Here is an 18,451-nt window from a genome sequence, read left to right as displayed (position 1 = left end):
CGGGCTGGCTCAGGCCGGCGCGTCCCCGGCCATATGGTCGTTCTCGGCAAAGCGCAGGAAGGAGAAATAGGTCAGGTCGAAAGCATCCGTCCGGTTGAAGAACGGGGCATGCTTGCCGTCCTGGATATCCTGCGGCGCGCCCTTCCAGAGGTTGCCGTATTTCAGCCCGGCAACATAGTCGTGGTTCAGGAAGGGATCGTCGCTGCCGTCGAGGATGGCGGTGGGAATCCGGCCCTCGGCCAGCATCCGCATCTGCCGCGGCCAGTCGGTGATCGACAGCTTGGTCATCATATAGGCGCGCGCTCGCCCATCGGTGCGCCGTACCGCCCGGTGCAGGAAGGCGCTTTCCTCCGACAGCGGCGCGGTGGCGTGCTGACCGTAAGAGCGGGCCTCCTCGCGGGAGAAATACTGCTTCGCGGTCAGCACCATATGCGCGGTGGGCACATAGGCGCGGCCCATGTCGTCGGGCACCACGGCCAGGGGCGGGGTGCCGCAGATCGCCAGAGAGGTCACCTCGACCGTGCCGCGCGCTGCCAGTTCCAGCGCCACATAGCCGCCCAGCGACCAGCCGAAGACATGCACGCGGGTGACGCCGCAATCGGCCAGCACTTCTTCGGCGATCCGGGTATAGGCGTCGACGTTATAGGTGGTCTCCGGATCGGCATTGTCCGACACCCCATGTCCGGGCAGGTCGAAGGCGATGACGCGGTAGCGGTCGGCAAAGCTGCGGAACTGCTTGTAGAAGGCCTCCTTGCAGGCGGAGTTGCCGTGCAGAAACAGCAGCGCCGGCTTGCCGGCCCCGGTGGTCGGACCGGTATCGGCCACCGCGATCTGACCATAGCGCGTCTTCAGCATCCGTTCGCGGGCGCCGGTCAGCGCCTCGCGCGCGGATTTGCCCCGGCGGCGGCCGATCCGGGCCAGGGTCTGGCTGCGCAGCCCGTCGGCCACTTCGCGCAGCTGTTGCAGCGCCGCCCACAGCCCGCCGGGATAGAAGACCACCACCAGGATGATCGCCAGCGCCACGATGATGTTCTGCCAGGGCCCGAAGCCCGCCAGCCATTCCGACAGGAAGGAGATGGCGAAGGCGCCGATCAGCGGCCCCCAGATGGTGCCGGTGCCGCCCACCAGCAGCATCGACAACACCAGCGTCAGAAAGCCCATGCCGAAGGCATCGGGCGAGGCGACGCGGAGATAGGCACCGTAGAAGGCCCCGGCGATGCCGGTGAAGACGGCGCTTGCGGTCAGGGTCAGGGCGCGGGTTCGCGCCTCGGACACGCCGCGGGCGATGGCATAATACTTGTTGTCCCTGAGCGCCATGATCGCCCGGCCCAGCCGCGATCGGGTGAGGAGGTAGAGGAAGGCGATGTTGAGCGCCAGCAGCCCCAGTCCGATGTAATAATACCCGATGCGCCCGTCCTTGGAGAGCCGGTAGTCGCCGATTTTCAGCGTCGGCAGTGTCACCATGCCGGATGTGCCGCCGGTGACGTCGGACCAGGAGATCACCACCAGATAGATCAGCTGGCTGAGCGCGATGGTGACGAGGATCACATATATCCCGTCGAGCCGGAGCACCGGCAGCGCGATCAGCAGCGCCACGATCGCGGCGGTGCCGCCGCCGGCGAGGATCGCCAGCCAGGGCGATACCCCCAGCGTCTTGGCCAGGATCGCATAGGTGTAGATACCCACCGCGAACAGCGCCACATGGCCGAAGTTGAAGAGACCAGCATAGCCCAGCGACAGATCCCAGTTGGTCGCGACGATGGCGAAGATGAAGGCCAGGATCATCACATGGCGGAAGTAGGTGGCCTCGAAGACCAGCGGGTAGACCAACAGCGCCACCGCGGCGAGGATCAGCGGCAAGAGGCCTTGGGTCTTGTGAAGGGGAGGATCGTAACGCATCACAGGGTCCTCTGATATTTGCCGAAGAGACCCTCGGGCTTGATCAGAAGCACGACGATCATGGTGAAGAAGAGCACCGCCGGCGCCCAGTAGAGGCCGACGAAATAGACCGAGAAGGCCTCGATCTGGCCGATGATCAGCGCCGCGTAGATCGGCGAGGAGAACCGCGCCACGCCGCCGAAGATCACTACGATCAGCGCTTTCATCAGCGGCTCCGACCCCATCGAGGGGCTCATGAAGCGGATGGTGCCGACAAAGACGCCGGCCAGCCCGGCGGTCAGGGCGGCAATGCCGAAGACCATGGAGAAATAGAGCGGCACGTTCAGCCCCAGCAGTGCTGCTGCGTCCTGGTTCTGCGCCACCGCGCGCATCGACCGGCCGGGTCTGGAGTAGCGCAGGAACAGCCCGACGCAGAGCAGGATCGCCAGGACCAGCCCCATCAGGATCAACTCGGAATTGCGAAGCGACAGGGCGCCGAACTCGACCGCGCCCTCGGCGAGCGGCGGGATCTGCTTGGAGCGGGCGCCCCAGATCAGCTGCAGGCCGTTTTCCAGGATCACCGCGCCGGCCAGCGTGGTGATGACCGAGATCAGCACGATGTCCTGGCGCCGCTCAAAGGGTTTGACCAGCAGGAAATGCAGCAGCGCGCCGATGGCGAACATCACCGCACAGCTGAGCAGGATGGCCGGAACCATCGGCAACCCCCAGGCATCGGCCGAGGAAAACTGCCAGGCCAGATAGGCGCCGAGCGCGATGAAGGCGCCATGGGCGAAGTTGAAAATGCCAAGCGTGGTCCAGACCAGCGACAGGCCGGTCGCCATCAGCGCATAGAGCGCGCCCAGAACCAGGCCGGATTTGACGATATCGATCAGAATGGCCGTATCCATCAGTGTGCCTCTCCGAAAAGCATGTCCATCAGGGTTTGATGATCGGGCATCTCCTCTTTTCCCATGCGGCCGGAGAAGCGGCCGTGGTCGAAGAGGTAGAGGGTGTCGATGATCTGTTCGAGAAAGGCGACGTCCTGGTCGATCAGCACCACCGGCAGCCCCAGCCTGCGGACGCTCAGGATCGCGTCGCAGAGCTCCTGACGCACCTTGGGTGACAGTCCCAGCGTCGGCTCGTCGAGGATCAGCAGCTTCGGCGCCGCCATCAGCCCGGCGGCCATGGAGACCATCTGCCGTTCGCCGCCCGACAGGAAGCGGATCTTGTGGCTGCCGCGTTCGCCCAGCCGCGGGAACAGCTCGCGCACCTCCGCCAGGGTCCAGCCCTTGCGGCCGCGCGCGGCGGTGGAGGCGATCGACAGGGTTTCGTCGACGGTCAGTTCCGGGAACAGCAGGTTGCCCTGCTGCACATGGATCAGCCCGGCGCGGGCCACCGCCTTGGGGTCGATCCGCCTCCGGGTGACCGCACCGTAGTTGAAGTTGCGCATCTTGCGGCTGCCGCGCTCGCCTTCGCGGTTCATGCGCTGGCCGCAGAAGAAGATGTCGCCCGACCAGGGATCGATCAGCCCGGACAGCGTTTTCAGAAAGGTCGTCTTGCCATGGCCGTTGGGGCCGAAGATGCCGATGCTCTCGCCCTCGGCGATCTGCAGGCTGATGTCGGAGAAGATCTGGGTGGTGTCATAGCCGCCAGACAGCCCCCGCACGTCGAGAATGAGATCACTCATGGGCCACCCCCAGATAGGCTTCGATGACGATGGGATCGCGGGTCACCGCCACCGGGTCGCCGCTGGCGATCATGGTGCCCTGATCCAGCACCATCAGCTGGTCGGAGACCTCCATCAGCAGGCCCAGCACATGTTCGATCAGGATCACGGTCATGCCGTTGTCGCGGACCCGCAGGATGATCTGTTTCATCCGCTCGATTTCCGGCCCGGTGAGGGAGGAGGCCGGTTCGTCCAGCAGCAGCACCTTGGGTTGCAGCGCCAGGGCCGAGGCGATCATCAGCTGCTTGCGGTAGAAGATCGGCACGCTGCCGGCGGGGGAGTTGTGCATATTGGCGGGAAAGCCCACCAGGTTCAGCGCCTCTTCGGCGCGTTCGATCTGTTCGGCGAAGGGGGCGGTGGGCAGATAGCTTTCGACCGCCACCAGCACGTTGTCGATGGCCGAGAGCGAGGCGAAGACATTCTCGCGCTGGAAGGTGCGGGCGACGCCGGACAGGGCGATCCTGTGGGCGGACAGCCCCTGGATCGGCCGGCCGTTCAGCAGCACGTCGCCATGGGTGGGGCCGAAGGGCACCTTGGTGATCACGTTGAACAGGGTGGATTTGCCGCTGCCGTTGGGTCCGGCAATGCCGAAGATCTGCTGCGGCAGGACGTCGAAACTCACATCGTTGACGGCCTTGAGCCCGCCAAAATGCTTCGCCACGCCCCGGGCGGACAGGATGGGGTCGACCATGCGCTGGCTCCGGAAAAAGGGGCCTCTCCGCCGGTGCCGGCACCTGCGCTGGGGCGGGTGCCGGTCCGGTGCGGAGAGGCAGTTGGGGGAGGTGTCGCGGTTATTTCTTGAGCCAGGGCGGCGTCTGGAAATCGGCGTCGGCGAAGGTCTCGGGCGCGATCATGTAGCGCTGACCATCCCAGATCTGCCAGAAGGTGGTCGGCGAGCGGTCATCGCCCTGGGTCGCCACATGGGTGGCCGGATCGAATTCCAGAAAGCCCGAGGCGACCTCTTTGCTGGTCCGGCCGATGGCGGCGCCGATGGCGGCGTGATCGGTGGGATCGCCGACTTCGCGCAGGGCGTCGAAATAGACGTTGGCCTCTTCATAGAGCCCGACGCCGTATGCGCCCGAGTCGATGCCGTAGCGGGCCTTGTATTCGGCCATCAGCTTCTGACCGCGCGGCCATTTCGAGGTGTTGAGCGGTGCCGAGATCAGGTTGTAGAGCACCCCGGTCGAGGCCTCGCCGGTCAGCTCCAGGAATTCGGGAACCGAGGGGGCGTATTGCAGGAACACCAGGCTGTCGGTCGGCTCTTCGAGGAACTGCTTCATGAACAGCGCCGAGTTGCCGGGGATATAGTCGGTGTTGACCACCAGGTCGGGGTTGGTTTCCTTCACCTTGGTCAGGATCACGGTCCAGTCGCTGACCTCGCCGAAGGGGACGAGTTCATCCACCACCACGTCCCAGCCACCCTCGGCGAAGCTTTTCTTCATGCCTTCGGAGATGGTCTTCGAATAAGGGTTGTCGGAGGAGATGATCGCCACCGTCTTGCTGTCGACGGTGATCTTGTCCGCGGCGGCGAGCCCGTCGACCAGCGGCAGGAGATCGGTTTCATAGCCCTTGAAGCTGGCGGTATAGGACCAGCAGCAATTGTAGTATTCCGGATCCTGCGACACGATGGCGGCAAAGGCGGGCGAGGGGCCGGCGGCGATATAGGGCATGTTCTCCTCGGCCATCAGGTCGACCTCGAACATCGACAGGCTGGCATAGCCGGTCAGGATCACCCCGACGCCATCGGTGCCCAGCAGCCGTTCCACCGCGCTCGACACATTGGCGGCGGAATGGTCTTTGACGTCGGCCACCTCCAGTTCGAACGTATGGCCGGCGATACCGCCGTTGGCATTGGCCTCTTCGACCGCCCATTTGGCGCCGCGCACGAATTCCTCACCATCCGAGGCGGTGGCCCCGGTCAGCGGGGCGAGCACGCCGATCTTGACCACATCGGCCAGCGCCGAGCTGCCCATCAGGGCGGCGGCCAGGCTGAGCGCGGCCCCCAAAGTCTTGTGTTTCGTCATGATGACCTCCTTGTTGTGGCCTGAAACCTGCCAGAGCGGGAGGTGGGCTGTGTACTGGTAAATCTTGCAAAAGGAGCGCCGTTTCGGCAGGATTTGTCGGGTTTCAGGACTGCCAGCAAGCAAGGGGATCGAGTCGTGTCACTGGGGGACATCGACTATTTGCCACAAGGCCCGGTGCAGGATCGCGACGGGTTTCTCGGGGAGGTTGAGCGCTTTCTCGAACCGATCGGCCTGAAGCGGTTTTCCTATGCGGCCTTCAGCGGCGCCGGCGAGGCGGCCAGCGAGAATTTCTTCAAGCTGGAGACCAATTATCACATCGACTGGGCGACCCGCTATCAGGGGCTGCACTACGACCAGATCGACCCGGTGATCGAAGTGGCCCGCGCCTCCCGCGCGCCGTTTCTCTGGGGGGCGGGCAGCTTCCTGAAACAGTTCCGCAAACGCCAGCGTCAGGTGTTCCACGAGGCCAGCGAATTCGGCATCGCCCATGGGGTGTCGATCCCGATCAACGGGCGGCTCGGGCTGGAACTGGTGACCTTCACCGCCGAGAACCGTGGCGTGGTGCGCCAGGCCTTCGCCGAACATGGCGGCAAGCTGATCGTGGCGGGCTATCACATCGCCGATGCGCTGAACGCGCTGGACCCGGTGCCAGAGGCGGCGGGGGAGAAGACGCCGCTGACCCCGCGTGAGAGGGAGAGCCTGATCTGGGTGGCCGAGGGGCTGACCAGCCAGGAAATCGCCGAAAAAATGAACATCTCCGCCTCGGCGGTGAATTATCATCTGAACAACGCCGGCCAGAAGCTTTCGGCCCGCAATCGCCATCACGCGGCATTGCTGGCGCTGAAGAAACAGTGGATCTGAAACCGCCGCGCCGGTGCCCCGGTGCTCAGACGGGGGTGCGTCCGGTCCGGTCGATGCGGCGCTGGCCCAGCTGCGGGATCGCGGCGATCAGCTCGCGGGTATAGGCCTCTTTCGGGGTGTCGAAGATCTGCCGTGCCGGCCCCTGTTCGACCAGTCTGCCCTTCTGCATCACCAGGATGCGATCCGCGATCAGTCGCACCAGGTTCAGGTCGTGGGTGACGAAGATATAGGTCAGATCCAGATCGGCGCGCAGCTGCATCAGCGTCTGCACCACATGCGCCTGCAGCGAGGCATCGAGCGCCGAGGTCGGCTCGTCCAGGATCAACAGCTTCGGCCTGAGCACGATGGCGCGGGCGATATCGACCCGTGCGCGCTGCCCGCCGGAAAGCTGATGTGGAAAGCTGTTCAGCAGCGCCGCCGGCAGGCCGGAGCGTTCCGCCGCCTCCGCCACCAGCGCGGGGCGTTTCTGCTTCTCCTCCGCCGTACCCAGCCGGCGGATCGGGTCGCCGATGATCTGCCCGGCGCGCCAGCGCGGATTGAGGCTGGCGAGGGGATCCTGAAACACCATCTGGATGTCGCGTCGTTCCGCCATCCGCGCGAACCGCGGTCCGCTGAACGAGGCGAGGCTGGCCTTGTCGAACCAGATCGCCCCTTCGGTCTGCGGCAGCAGTCGGGCGAGGATGCGGGCCAGCGTTGATTTCCCGGAGCCGCTTTCGCCGACCAGCCCGAGGATTTCGCCGGTCCGCAGCTTGAACGAGACCTGATCGACCGCGCGCAGCACCTTGCCGCGCCCGAGGGGGAAATCTTTGACGATGGCGCCGGCTTCCAGAAGAATCTCAGTCATGGGGGAAAAAGCACCTCACGGTATGATCGTCACGGAGGGCGGTCTGCGGCACCGCCGCCGTGCGGCAGCAGGGCTGGACACGTGGGCAGCGGTCGGCGAAGCGGCAGCTGGGCAGGTCGTCGCGGCGCAGGTCGGGCAGGTTGCCCCCCATTGGTTTCAGTTCCTCGGCTGCGTCCTTGCCGTAGGGCATCGAGTCGAGCAGCATCCGCGAATAGGGGTGGCGCGGCCGGACGAAGACCTCATCCGCCGGTCCGTCCTCCAGCATCTGGCCGGCATGCATCACCACCGCCCGGTCGCAATAGGCCGAGGCCAGCGCCAGATCGTGGGTGATGAACAGGACCGCGACGCCACGGGTGCGGCAGGCCGACATCAGCAGATCCATCACCTTCGCCTGCGTCGTCACGTCGAGCGCGGAGGTCGGTTCGTCGGCGATGATCAGCTCCGGTTCGCAGACCAGCGCGGCGGCGATCATGATCCGCTGGCACATGCCGCCCGACAGCTCTGCCGGATAGGCCAGCATGCGATCCTCGGCCTGGTGGATGCCGATCTGTTCCAGGACCTCCTGCACCCGGGCGCGGGCGGCTCGGCGTGTGAGCTTCTCTGGCGCATGGGCGCGCAGGATGTCGGTCAGCGTGTCGCCGACCTTGCGCAGCGGGTTCAGCGCCGATTTGGCGTTCTGGAAGATCATCGCGATGCGGCGGCCGCGCACGGTCTGGAACGCCCGGTCGCTCAGCCCCTGCAGGTCGCCGCCGTCCAGCGCGATCTGGTCTGCCGCGATGCGCGCATTGGCGCCGTTCAGCCGCAGGATCGACATGCCGGTGATCGACTTGCCCGAGCCGCTCTCGCCGACCAGGGCCACGCATTCGCCGCGCTCCACCGACAGGTTGACCCGGTCCAGCGCATGGACCAGCCCGCCCGGGGTCTCGAATTCCAGCGTCAGGTCGCGGATATCCAGCATGGCATTCATCAGCTGCGTCTCCTCGGATCGGCGATGTCGCGCAGCCCGTCGCCCAGCAGGCTGAAACAGAAGACCGACAGCACCAGCGCCAGCCCGGGAAACAGCACGGTCCACCATTCGCCCGACATCATCATCGAGGCGCCCTCCTGGATCATGATGCCCCATTCCGGCGTCGGCGGCGCCACCCCGAGCCCGATGAAGGCGAGACCGGAGGTGTTCAGGATCGCCCAGCCGAGGTTGAGCGAGATTTGCACGATCACCGGCGGCAGCGAGTTCGGCAGCAGGAAGCGGAAGATCACCGAGCCGGTGGAATTGCCGTTGATGATCGCCGCCTCGACATAGCCGATCTCGCGCCGGGCGGCGGCCTCGATCCGGGCGAGGCGGAAGTAGAAGGGAAAGTTGATGATCGAGGTGGCCAGCACCACCGACTGCACCGAATTGCCGAAGACCGCGACCAGCGCCATGGCGGCGACGAAGAGCGGGAAGGCCATCATCACGTCGACCACGCGGCTCATCACCCCGTCGAACCAGCCACCGACATAGCCCGACATCGCCCCCACGGTGATGCCGGCCAGGGCGGAGATCGCAACGGCGGCGACGGCGATGGCGAAGTCCAGCCGGGTCGCCACGATCACCCGGCTGAAGATGTCCCGGCCCAGCTGGTCGGTGCCGAACCAGTGCGCGGCCGAGGGCGGGGCAAGGACATTCTGCATCTCGGTCGCCAGCGGGTCGTAGGGTACCAACGCCGGCCCCAGCAGGGCGACCAGGAACAGGCCGACGATGATCACCGCCGCCAGCGCCGTCGCGGTGTTGCGGCGCAGATGATAGAGGAGCAGGGAGCCGGTCATGATCTCAGCCCTTCAGCTTGTAGCGCGGGTCGATCGCGGCGGAGAGGATGTCGATCGCCAGTGTCATCAGCACGAAGAGTACGGCGACGATCAGGACGAAGGCCTGCACCGGCGCGTAATCCACCCCGATCAGCGCATTGACCGAATAGGAACCGATGCCGGGCCAGGCGAAGAGCTTCTCGATCATGATATTGGCGCCGAGCATGGTCGACAGCACCATGCCCATGGTCGCCAACACCGGCAGCATGGCGTTGGGCAGCGCGTATTGCAGCAGGATCTTCCAGCCCGGCACGCCATAGGCACGGGCCGCCTTGATGTAATCGCTGTCGAGCGCGTCGATCATGCCGCCGCGCATCATCCGCATCAGCGGCGCCACCGCGAAGATCGCCATCGAGGCCGCCGGCATCAGCATCTTGACGATGGCCTCGCGGACCACTTCCCAATCGCCGATCAGGGCGGCGTCGATGGTCATGAAACCGGTGACGGTGGGCGGCGCGATGGTCCAGCCCGACAGCCGGCCGATGGGCTCGGGCGCCAGGCTCAGCACGAAATAGAAGATGAAGATCAGGATCAGCCCGAAGAAGAACCCCGGCATCGCCGCCGAGATCGAGGTGATCACGCGGGAGAGCTGATCGATCCAGCTGTCGCGATAGACGGCGGCCAGCACCCCCACCGGCAGCGCCACGATCAGCGACATCGCAAAGGCGACGATGGCCAGTTCGATGGTCGCCGGCAGCCGTTCGGCGAAATCCTGCAGCACCGGCTGGCCGGTGATCATCGAGGTGCCGAAATTCAGATGGGCGATATTGGACAGGTAGATCAGGAATTGCTGAAAGACGGATTTATCCAGCCCCATCGCCCGGCGGATCGCCTCGATATCTTCCTGATCCATGCTGGGGCCCGAGGCATAGGCGATGGCCGGATCGCCCGGCAGCGCCCGGATCAGCACGAAGGTGACGACGATCACCCCGAAGAGGATCGGCAGCGCCATCAGCAAGCGCCAGAGGATCAGGCGAAGGGTGCGGTACTTCATGAAAGGCTCCGGGCCGCGGGCAGGGAGGGGGCCGGCGCACCGGCCCCGCAGAAGGCAGTCGGTCAGGCTCAGGCCTTGTAGAGCGGCCGCATCTCCAGCTGACCGTGGAACATGTAGGTGTAGCCGTGGATCGCATCGCTCAGCACGGTGTCCTGATAGGGCGACCACAGTGCGATCAGCGGCACGTCGTCCTTGGCCAGTTCGATCATCCGCAGCACCTTGGCCTTGTAGACCGCCGGATCGCTCTCAAACCGGGTCTCTTCTACCAGCTGTGCCATCTCCGGGTTCTGGTAGTTGCCGTAGTTCCAGCGGCGGGCGGAGTTGTAGAAGATGCGGAAGAAGTAATCCGGGTCGGCCAGCCAGGCGCCGCCCATGGCGATGAACATCGGCAGGGCCCGGTCGGTCTGCAGCTGCCCCATCTGGCCGGAGGGCACCTTTTCGATCTTCACCCTGATGCCGATCTTGCCCAGTGCCTCCTGCATCAGGATCGCCACCGGTTCGCTGGTCGCGGTATAGGAGCTGTCGATGGTGAAGGTCGTGTCGAACCCGTCGGCGAGGCCGGCCTCGGCCAGCAGTGCCTTGGCCTTCTCCAGATCCTGGGTGTAGGGCAGGGGCTGCGGATAGATCGCCTCGGTCGTCTCGGCGGTGCCTCCGAAGAGCGGTGTGCCGCGGCCATAGAGCACCGACTGGAACATCTCCTCATAGGGCACCGAATAGGCCACCGCCTGCCGCACCCGCTTGTCGTTGAAGGGCGGCATTTCCGAGTTCATGGCGATCGCCACCATCCGTGCCGGGTTGGAGATGCCCAGCACCCGGCGCTGGCCCTCGTCCATCACGTCCTTGATGTCGCGGCCCGACAGGGCGCGGACCAGATCGGCCTCGCCCTTCTCGGCGGTGGCGCGGCGCGAGGAGGCGACCGGCACGATCTGTGCCAGCACACGCGCCTGGCCCGGCACCTCGCCGTTCTTCCAGTCGTCGAAGCGTTCCAGCACGAATTGCTGATCGGCGACATAGCGGCTCATCACGAAGGGGCCGCCGCCGGCTTCGTTGGTCTTCAGCCAGTTCAGCGCCCAGGGGTCGTCCTCGGTCGCGTGCTCCTTGGCCAGTTCCGAATTGATGATGGCGGGGAACAGGATGCAGAGGTTCGGCAGGGTGAAGCGGTCGGCCTGCGGCACGGTGATCTGCAGCGTCATGTCGTCGAGGACGACGAACTGATCCGGGCTGGTCAGCGAGCCGGTGGACAGCTGCGCCTTGGAGGTCGGCACCGACACGGCGCGGTCCAGCGACCATTTGGCGTCATGCGCGGTGACCGGGCGGCCATCGTGAAAGGTGGCGCCTTCGCGCATCTTGAAGGTCAGGACGGTGCCGTCCTCGGAGACCTCATAGCTCTCTGCCGCCTGGCCGACGATGGTGTCGTAATCGTAGATGAAGGCATCGTCTTCGCCCGCCACCGGCTTGGAGGCATAGGTCACCAGCCGGTCGTAGACGTTCCATGAGATATTGCAGGAGGCCGGGTTATAGCCGGTGCCGGAGGGGTCGAAGGTATTGGGGCTGTCTTCCAGCAGAATGCGGATGACATCGTTGCGCCCGGCGGCCGCCGCCGGTCCGGCGCCGAGCTTGAGGCCCAGAAGCGAAACGCCGGAGAGCGCGGCCGCGTTCAGAAAATCACGTCTTTTCATTCTTCCGTCTACCTTTTCCTGTTGGGATATTATGATGATCTTGGGGGCGCCTCAGACGGGCTTGACCCCGTAGCCGCCGCCGCCGCAGGTCAGAACGGTGACCCGGTCGTCCCTGTCGATGGTGACATTGTGTTTTCCGGGCAGCTTTTCCTGCGTGCCTTCTTTCCTTGTCAGGGTCACTTCGAAGAGCGCCCCGTCGTCGCCGCCTTCCAGCCCGTAGGCGGGAACCACGGCGCGTTCGAACATGGTGGTGAGCGAGACGCGATCGGCCATCATCCGATAGACCCGGTGCAGGCCGTCGCCGCCGCGATGGGCGCCGTCCCCGCCCGAGTGCGGCCGCAGCGCCTGGCGTTCGACCATGATCGGATATTCCGTCTCGATCACCTCGGCCGGGGTGCTCATCACATTGGCCAGATGCACCCGGGTCACGGCCATGCCGTCGCGGTCGATCCGGGCGCCCTCGCCACCTCCGTGGACTTCGTAGAAGGTTGAATAATCCCCCTCGTCGTTGCGGGCGGAGAAGATCAGCAGCCCCGCCGTGGTCGGGCCGCCGGCGGAAAGCTTCTCGGCCGCGACCGGGACCAGCGCCTTGAAGATCGCATCGGCGACCCGCTGGCAGGTCTCGTGGTTGCCGCCGACCACCGGCACGTTGCTGCGCGGATCGAGCAGTGACCCCGGCCGGGTGATCACCGACAGCGGCCGGTAGCAGCCGGCAGAGGGCTGGATATCCGGGCCGTAGAGCGCCTTCATCACATAGAAGACCCCGGCGGCGGCGATGAAGGGGGTGGTGTTCAGTGCGCCCGGCACCGCATCGTCGGTCCCGGTGAAGTCGAAACTGGCGGTTTCCCCCGAGATGGTGACCCTGACCCTGAGCGCCACCGGCGCCCCGCCGTGGCCATCGTCATCGAGAAAATCCTCGCCGGCGTAGGTGCCATCCGGGATCGCCGCGATCGCCTCGCGCATCTGCCGTTCCGCGCGGTCGTGGATGGCCTCGAAGGCGGCCGTCAGGAAATCGACGCCATAGGTCTGGCGCAGCTCCTCCAGCCGGCGTCCGGCGACCGTGGTGGCCGAGATCTGCGCCAGGATATCGCCGCGCCGTTCCGCCGGGCCGCGCACGTTGGCGAGGATCAGGCCCATCTTCTCCTCGTCGATCTCGTCACCCGCGACCAGGCGGACCGGCGGGATGCGTAGCCCCTCCTGCCAGCAGTCGAAGGCGGCGGCGTAATAGCTGCCGGGCATGGCGCCGCCGACATCGGCCCAATGCGCCAGGCTGATCGAGAAGGCATAGAGCGCGCCGTCGTGAAAGACCGGGCGGATCAGCTTGACGTCGGGCAGGTGGTTGCCGCCGACATCGGGCAGGTTGAGGATCCAGACATCGCCCGGTTTCAGCGCCGCGCGGCCGACCACGCGGATGAATTCCCGCACGGTGAAGCTGAGCACGCCCAGATGAACCGGCACATCGCGCCCCTGCGCCACCAGATAGCCATCGGTATCGGTCAGGGCGGAGGAATGATCGCCGGCCTCGCGCAGGAGCGGCGAGCGCGCGGCGCGCATCACCACGCTCGACATCTCTTCCGCCACCGCGCTCAGGGCGTTGCGGATCACTTCGAGGGACACGGGGTCGAGTTTCACAGGCACGTCCTTCATTGCGGCAGCTCCACCTCGATATGCAGGTTGCCGGTGGCGTCGCGGCGCAGGCTGTCCCGCGGCGGGATGACCACGGTGGACCAGTCGTCCTCGACGATCAGCGGCCCCGGCATCACCGCATCGACCACCAGTGCGTCGCGGGCATAGACCGGGGTCCGGGCGCTTTCGCCGGTCTCGAAGGTCACCTCGCGCCAGCCCACCGGGGCGGGGGTGGCCAGACCGCCGGCGATCTTGGCCGCGTCGCCGCCCCGGGCGGGGCCGGTCACTTCGGTCCGTACTGTCATCAGCTCCCAGGTCTCGCCGGTGGCATAGCCATAGACCGCGCGGTGGGCGGCATCGAACTGGGCCCCCAACTGCTCGGGATCGGTGAAGGCGGGGCCATGGATCGGCGTCTCGTAGCTCTGGCCGGAATAGCGGATGCCGGCGGTATGGCTGATCCGCAGGCTGTCCCAGTCGTGGCCGGCCTCGATCAGCGCCTTCGACAGGGTGTCGATCTCTTCTTTCAGAAGCGCGTCCAGCCGCGTCTGGTCCCAGTCTCGCGACTTCATGTTCACGGTGAACTGACGCGAATAGCTCATCGCCGCATCGACACAGCCGAGCGCCGAGAAGCCAGAGGAGAACATCGGCACCACGATCCGCCGAATGCCGCAGATGCGGGCGACCTCGACCGCGTGCATCGGGCCGGCGCCGCCGAAGGCGACCAGATCGAAGCTGCGGATATCGAGCCCGCGTTCCACCGTCGCCTTGCGCAGCGCACGTGCCATGGTGGCATGTACGACGCGGGTGATGCCGACGGCAGCCTCTCTGACGTCGAAACCCATCTCGGCGCCGAGCGCGCCGATCACCTCTTCGGCCAGCTGCGGTTGCAGGGGCACCGACCCGCCCAGCGTGCGCGCGGGGTTGAGATAGCCCAGCACCATATCGGCGTCGGACACCGTCGGTAGGCTGCCGCCCTTGCCATAGCAGGCCGGCCCCGGGGTGGCGCCGGCGCTGCGCGGGCCGACCTCCAGCGCGCCGGAGACCAGCCGGGCGATGGAGCCGCCACCGGCGCCGATGGAATCCACCGCCACCATCGGCAGCCGGATCCGCTGGCCGCCGAGCTCGCGGTTCGCCGCCACTTCGGCGCGGCCGTCGACGATCAGGCAGACATCGGTGGTGGTGCCACCCATGTCGAAGGTCAGCGCGTTGCCGATCCCCAGCGCGCGGGCCATCTCTGTGGTGGCGAGCGCGCCGGCGGCGGGGCCGGACATCGCCAGCATCAGCGGGCGTTCCGCGATCAGCTCCGGTGTCGCCATGCCGGAGGCCGAGTGCATCAGGTGCACCCGGCTGTTGGGCGCCTTGGTCTCCTCGATCCGCTGCAGATGGGCGCGGATCTTGCCCATCATCATCGCGTTCAGCACCGTCGTGCTCATCCGTTCGAATTCGCGAATCTCGGGGGAAATATCGTGGCTGAGGGAGACATTGGGAAAATGCTGCGCCAGCCGTTCGCCCAGCTTGATCTCATGCGCCGGGTTCTGGAAGGCGTGCAGCAGGCAGACGGCCACGGTATCGACACCGGACTGCCTGATTGCGGCGATCACCCGGTCGATCTCGCTGTCGGCCAGTTCGGTCAGAACCGTGCCATCGGCCAACAAACGCTCCTCAACCTCGAACCTGAGGTCCGCGGGCACCAGCGGTGTCACCTTGGGCGGCAGATCCAGCCGGTAAAGCGCCCGGCGCGAAGTGCGGCCGATCTCGATACTGTCGGAAAACCCGGTTGTGGCGATCAGGGCGCAGGGGCGAAAGTTATGCTCGACAATATCGTTTGTGACGAGGGTGGTGCCATGGACGATCTCGCTGACCTCGTCCCAGGCCAGATCCACCGCCGCGATCGCCTCGACGATGGCCTGCACCGGCTCGGCGGGTTTGCTGGGGACCTTGGCAGACCGCCGGTTCGTGCCGTCGGGGGAAACGGCGATCACATCCGTGAAGGTGCCCCCGATATCAATTCCTAGACGCCAGTCCGACACAGGCTGCCCTCACTTTCGGTATTCGATAAGTTTTCTCGTTTTTTCGAATGATCGGGCTGTGAGGGATTCTGTCAATGGATCGGCAGGGGGGAGGGGGCGGAAACCGCCACAAACCCCTGCCGCACGGCAGGGATGCCCAAAGAAGAAGCGAATTTTTCGAGGAACGAGAGCGAATTTCCGAAAATCGGAAATCCGTGGCGCTGCCCTGAGATGCGGTCAGGGGCCGGTCATGTGGATGATTGCCAGAGGTCTCAGGTCAATGCACCCATCCATCGGGCTTGAGGGGGCGGCTCGTTTTCCGAAATCCGGAAAAGACGTGGTCAGCCGATCCCGCGCAGGGACAGCGACAGCCGATGTGCGGCGTTCAGCAACTGGGTCTCGACGGTGCCACGGTCGATGGTGGAAAACCGGTCGGCCAGCCCGAAGACGGCCAGCGCATAGGTGATGCCGGTGCGCCTGTCCTCCACCGCCGCGGCATAGGACAGGATGCCGGGGTCGAATTCATTGTTGCAGACGGCAACCTGACGGCTGCGGATATCGCCGATCTCGGCGCGGATATCGGCCTCCTCCACCTTGGTGTTCGCGGTGAAGGCCTTGCGGGGCAGGGTCAGGTAATCGTCGATGAAACTGTCGGAGCTCTGGGCCAGGAGGATCTTGCCGGTGGCCGCCGCATAGAGCGGCATGCCGCGGCCGGGCTGGACAAAGGACTGGCCGAAGGCGGTGGGGGTGCAGGTCGACATTACCTCAACCGTCTGGCCGACCAGCCGCGCCAGAAAGGCGGTCTCGCCAAAGCGGTCGGCAAGGTCCTTCAGCACCGGCGCGGCGGAATGGGTGATATCGGCGCCATTGGTCATCTGGCTCGCCATCATCCACATGCGTTCGCCCAGCACGAAGGCCTTGGTGTTCAGCTTGCGCACGGCGCCGACGCTGATCAGCGTGTTGAGTTGGCGGTGCACCGTCGCGACCACCAGATCGGTCGCGGCGGCGATCTCGGAGAGAGTCAGCCCGTCGGGGTGGGCGGAAAGGGTTTCCATAATCCGGAAAGCGCGACCAAAGGGGCTATCGTCTGCGTTACTCACTTTTCGTCCCTCCGTCGGCGCGTTTCCGAAGAAACCCGGCTCAAAAACATAACGCTTGATGGCGATTCCTTGGGTGACGCTAAATAGCGCCAACTGGGCTAACTAGGTCCCCCTGCGGCGTTCTGTCAATGATATATTCCGGATTTCGAAAGGATCGCGCGGCTCAGGACAGCACGTGCCAGGCCTTGACGATCACCCACCAGCGGCCGTCTTCCTTCATGAAAGTCAGCTCGTTCACGAAGCGATGCGGGGCATAGATATCCTTGACCCGGGCGGAGGCAGTGGTCGGGCTGGCAAGGCTGAGCGTGACGATCTGATCGTCGCGTGCATCCCCGCGCGACGCGCCGGAGGGCCGGCCGGCGACACGTTCCATGTAGGGATCGTGATCGAAGGCAGTGATCTTGCCCTCGATCACCGCAAACAGCCGGCAGAGCGGGTGAAACACCTGCCGCACGCGGGCGATGTCGCCCTCGTATATGGCATCGAAATACTCCTGGATCAGGTCTTTCAGCTGCTCTTCGTCGCTTTTGACGGGGGTGGTCATGACAGGTCCTTTCCTTAACCCGCGGTGCGGGCGAATTCCTCGTCCGCGGCGGTCAGCGCGTGGTCGAGCACTTGCAGCAGCTGGTCCAGCTCTGCGTCGGAGATGATCAGCGGCGGCGCCAGGAACAGCGAGGTCTGCTCTCCGCTGGTGCCGATGGAGACGCCCTGGGCCATGGCGGCGGCTACCACCTTTGAGGCGATCGGGGTCTCCCGGGTGGCGGCGGTCCAGTCGGCCCAGTGCGGGCCGTGGAACTCCACCGTCCAGTGCAGGCCACGGCCATCGACGCGCGACACGCTGGGGTGACGCTGAGCGATCTCGACCAGCCGCTTGCCGATCACCGGTTCCAGCGCCGCCACCCGGTCGAGGAGCCCGTCGCGTCGGAGCACCCTGAGATAGGTGGAGACGCCGGCCATGGCGGTGGGGTGGCCGCGATAGGTGGAGTAGTTCTGCCAGGCGGCATCCTTCAGCTCGTCGCAGATGTCGCGCGACAGGATCACCGCCCCGATCGGACCGGCGCCGCCGGCCAGCGCCTTGCCCATGGTGACGATATCGGGGCGCGACTGGCCGCCCTGGAAGGCGAACCAGCGGCCGGAGCGGCCGGCGCCGGTCACCACCTCATCCGCGATCCACAGGGCGCCGGCCCGTTTCGCGGCGGCGGCGACCTGATCCTGATAACCGGCCTCGTGATAGATGCCGCCCTGGGTGTAATCGACGATGACAGAGGCCGCATCGGAGAGCACCGCGGTCATCTCCTCCGGGCTCATCTGCGGGTGCTGCACCACCCGCTGACCGTAGAGCGAGCTGTCAGGGGCGGAGATCACCCGAACCTCGCAATTGGGCGCCGCCGGGCTGACACTGCCATCGCCGCGCGACAGGCCGCCATGCCATTGCGGCTGGGTGGTGACCTCACGCGACAGGCCGGTCAGCCCGTGATAGGCGCGTTCGCGGGTGCCGATGGCGGCGCGCCCGGTCAGCGCCTGGCTCAGCGACAGCGCCATATCGTTGATTTCCGAGCCCGACAGGCCGAAGCGCACCGCACCGACCCAGTCGCCTTCGCCGTCGAAGGCGATATCGATCAGATCCTCGGCGGCCTGGGTGCGTCCCTTCCAGGCCCAGCCCTCCGAGATCGCGGGATATTCGGCGGCCTTGCGGATCGTTTCCACCATATCGGGGTGGCGATGGCCGAGCGCGCCGGCGGAGTTCGAGCCGTCGAGCACCCGGCGCCCGTCGGAAAGCTCGTACCAGCAGCCCTCGCCGCCGACGACATAGACCGGCGCCTCGTCATTGGTGGTCAGGCTGGTGTTCAGAAGTCGCGACATGT

16 protein-coding genes are annotated in these 18,451 nt (G+C 65.8%); 1 reads left to right on the top strand and 15 read right to left on the bottom strand.

Annotated elements, in window-relative coordinates; genetic code table 11:
• Positions 1 to 9 precede the first annotated feature (9 nt).
• The 5 genes from QO033_RS19100 to QO033_RS19080 all read right to left on the bottom strand — a co-directional run bounded on the left by QO033_RS19100 (position 10) and on the right by QO033_RS19080 (position 5,628).
• Entirely contained in the window at positions 10 to 1,899 is a 1,890-nt protein-coding gene (locus QO033_RS19100) for an alpha/beta fold hydrolase (RefSeq protein ID WP_284482567.1), read from the bottom strand.
• Positions 1,899 to 2,786 carry a branched-chain amino acid ABC transporter permease gene (locus QO033_RS19095; protein ID WP_284482566.1) on the bottom strand — a complete coding sequence of 296 codons (888 nt, stop codon included), beginning with the start codon at positions 2,784 to 2,786 and terminating at the stop codon, positions 1,899 to 1,901. The genes QO033_RS19100 and QO033_RS19095 overlap by 1 nt, the downstream gene beginning before the upstream one ends.
• Positions 2,786 to 3,565: an ABC transporter ATP-binding protein gene (locus QO033_RS19090; protein ID WP_284482565.1), complete on the bottom strand. Its 780-nt coding sequence runs from the start codon at positions 3,563 to 3,565 to the stop codon at positions 2,786 to 2,788. Before QO033_RS19090 ends, QO033_RS19095 begins: the two co-directional genes overlap by 1 nt.
• Positions 3,558 to 4,295 carry an ABC transporter ATP-binding protein gene (locus QO033_RS19085; RefSeq protein ID WP_284482564.1) on the bottom strand — a complete coding sequence of 246 codons (738 nt, stop codon included), beginning with the start codon at positions 4,293 to 4,295 and terminating at the stop codon, positions 3,558 to 3,560. Before QO033_RS19085 ends, QO033_RS19090 begins: the two co-directional genes overlap by 8 nt.
• A 100-nt stretch (positions 4,296 to 4,395) precedes the next feature.
• Positions 4,396 to 5,628, bottom strand: a complete 1,233-nt coding sequence (locus QO033_RS19080) for an ABC transporter substrate-binding protein (RefSeq protein ID WP_284482563.1) — start codon at positions 5,626 to 5,628, stop codon at positions 4,396 to 4,398.
• A 135-nt stretch (positions 5,629 to 5,763) separates the two neighbouring features.
• Between QO033_RS19080 and QO033_RS19075 the strand changes: the two genes are divergently transcribed.
• The gene (locus QO033_RS19075; RefSeq protein ID WP_284482562.1) at positions 5,764 to 6,489 is read left to right on the top strand and encodes a helix-turn-helix transcriptional regulator; all 726 of its coding nucleotides are present in this window, start codon (positions 5,764 to 5,766) and stop codon (positions 6,487 to 6,489) included.
• Between the two features lie 25 nt (positions 6,490 to 6,514).
• Here the strand turns inward: QO033_RS19075 and QO033_RS19070 are convergent, their stop codons facing one another.
• From QO033_RS19070 to QO033_RS19025, 10 genes are all read right to left on the bottom strand, one after another.
• Positions 6,515 to 7,333, bottom strand: a complete 819-nt coding sequence (locus tag QO033_RS19070) for an ABC transporter ATP-binding protein (protein ID WP_284482561.1) — start codon at positions 7,331 to 7,333, stop codon at positions 6,515 to 6,517.
• Complete coding sequence (locus tag QO033_RS19065) at positions 7,326 to 8,300, bottom strand: ABC transporter ATP-binding protein (protein WP_284482560.1); 975 nt, start codon at positions 8,298 to 8,300, stop codon at positions 7,326 to 7,328. Before QO033_RS19065 ends, QO033_RS19070 begins: the two co-directional genes overlap by 8 nt.
• On the bottom strand, positions 8,300 to 9,139 hold the full coding sequence (locus QO033_RS19060; protein WP_284482559.1) for an ABC transporter permease: 840 nt from the start codon (positions 9,137 to 9,139) through the stop codon (positions 8,300 to 8,302). The genes QO033_RS19065 and QO033_RS19060 overlap by 1 nt, the downstream gene beginning before the upstream one ends.
• Before the next feature lie 4 nt (positions 9,140 to 9,143).
• Positions 9,144 to 10,172 (bottom strand): ABC transporter permease, encoded by a 1,029-nt coding sequence (locus tag QO033_RS19055; protein ID WP_284482558.1) that lies wholly within the window; start codon positions 10,170 to 10,172, stop codon positions 9,144 to 9,146.
• 68 nt (positions 10,173 to 10,240) lie between these two features.
• On the bottom strand, positions 10,241 to 11,851 hold the full coding sequence (locus QO033_RS19050) for an ABC transporter substrate-binding protein (RefSeq protein ID WP_284482557.1): 1,611 nt from the start codon (positions 11,849 to 11,851) through the stop codon (positions 10,241 to 10,243).
• Between the two features lie 51 nt (positions 11,852 to 11,902).
• Positions 11,903 to 13,483, bottom strand: a complete 1,581-nt coding sequence (locus QO033_RS19045) for a hydantoinase B/oxoprolinase family protein (RefSeq protein WP_284482556.1) — start codon at positions 13,481 to 13,483, stop codon at positions 11,903 to 11,905.
• Positions 13,484 to 13,494: 11 nt separating this feature from the next.
• Positions 13,495 to 15,507 (bottom strand): hydantoinase/oxoprolinase family protein, encoded by a 2,013-nt coding sequence (locus tag QO033_RS19040; protein WP_284482555.1) that lies wholly within the window; start codon positions 15,505 to 15,507, stop codon positions 13,495 to 13,497.
• Between the two features lie 320 nt (positions 15,508 to 15,827).
• Entirely contained in the window at positions 15,828 to 16,586 is a 759-nt protein-coding gene (locus QO033_RS19035; protein ID WP_284482554.1) for an IclR family transcriptional regulator, read from the bottom strand.
• 163 nt (positions 16,587 to 16,749) lie between these two features.
• On the bottom strand, positions 16,750 to 17,130 hold the full coding sequence (locus tag QO033_RS19030) for a nuclear transport factor 2 family protein (RefSeq protein ID WP_284482553.1): 381 nt from the start codon (positions 17,128 to 17,130) through the stop codon (positions 16,750 to 16,752).
• A 14-nt stretch (positions 17,131 to 17,144) separates the two neighbouring features.
• Complete coding sequence (locus QO033_RS19025) at positions 17,145 to 18,449, bottom strand: aminotransferase class III-fold pyridoxal phosphate-dependent enzyme (protein ID WP_284482552.1); 1,305 nt, start codon at positions 18,447 to 18,449, stop codon at positions 17,145 to 17,147.
• Positions 18,450 to 18,451 lie beyond the last annotated feature (2 nt).

Source organism: Pseudodonghicola flavimaris (assembly GCF_030164425.1).
Taxonomy (GTDB): Bacteria; Pseudomonadota; Alphaproteobacteria; order Rhodobacterales; family Rhodobacteraceae; genus Pseudodonghicola; species Pseudodonghicola flavimaris.
This window is presented reverse-complemented; position numbering and strand designations above follow the sequence as displayed.

Bases quoted from the DNA above. Each gene is read 5' to 3' on its own strand.
- QO033_RS19100 (WP_284482567.1), bottom strand. From the start codon at position 1,899: ATGCGTTACGATCCTCCCCTTCACAAGACCCAAGGCCTCTTGCCGCTG.
- QO033_RS19095 (WP_284482566.1), bottom strand. From the start codon at position 2,786: ATGGATACGGCCATTCTGATCGATATCGTCAAATCCGGCCTGGTTCTG.
- QO033_RS19090 (WP_284482565.1), bottom strand. From the start codon at position 3,565: ATGAGTGATCTCATTCTCGACGTGCGGGGGCTGTCTGGCGGCTATGAC.
- QO033_RS19085 (WP_284482564.1), bottom strand. From the start codon at position 4,295: ATGGTCGACCCCATCCTGTCCGCCCGGGGCGTGGCGAAGCATTTTGGC.
- QO033_RS19080 (WP_284482563.1), bottom strand. From the start codon at position 5,628: ATGACGAAACACAAGACTTTGGGGGCCGCGCTCAGCCTGGCCGCCGCC.
- QO033_RS19070 (WP_284482561.1), bottom strand. From the start codon at position 7,333: ATGACTGAGATTCTTCTGGAAGCCGGCGCCATCGTCAAAGATTTCCCC.
- QO033_RS19065 (WP_284482560.1), bottom strand. From the start codon at position 8,300: ATGAATGCCATGCTGGATATCCGCGACCTGACGCTGGAATTCGAGACC.
- QO033_RS19060 (WP_284482559.1), bottom strand. From the start codon at position 9,139: ATGACCGGCTCCCTGCTCCTCTATCATCTGCGCCGCAACACCGCGACG.
- QO033_RS19055 (WP_284482558.1), bottom strand. From the start codon at position 10,172: ATGAAGTACCGCACCCTTCGCCTGATCCTCTGGCGCTTGCTGATGGCG.
- QO033_RS19050 (WP_284482557.1), bottom strand. From the start codon at position 11,851: ATGAAAAGACGTGATTTTCTGAACGCGGCCGCGCTCTCCGGCGTTTCG.
- QO033_RS19030 (WP_284482553.1), bottom strand. From the start codon at position 17,130: ATGACCACCCCCGTCAAAAGCGACGAAGAGCAGCTGAAAGACCTGATC.
- QO033_RS19025 (WP_284482552.1), bottom strand. From the start codon at position 18,449: ATGTCGCGACTTCTGAACACCAGCCTGACCACCAATGACGAGGCGCCG.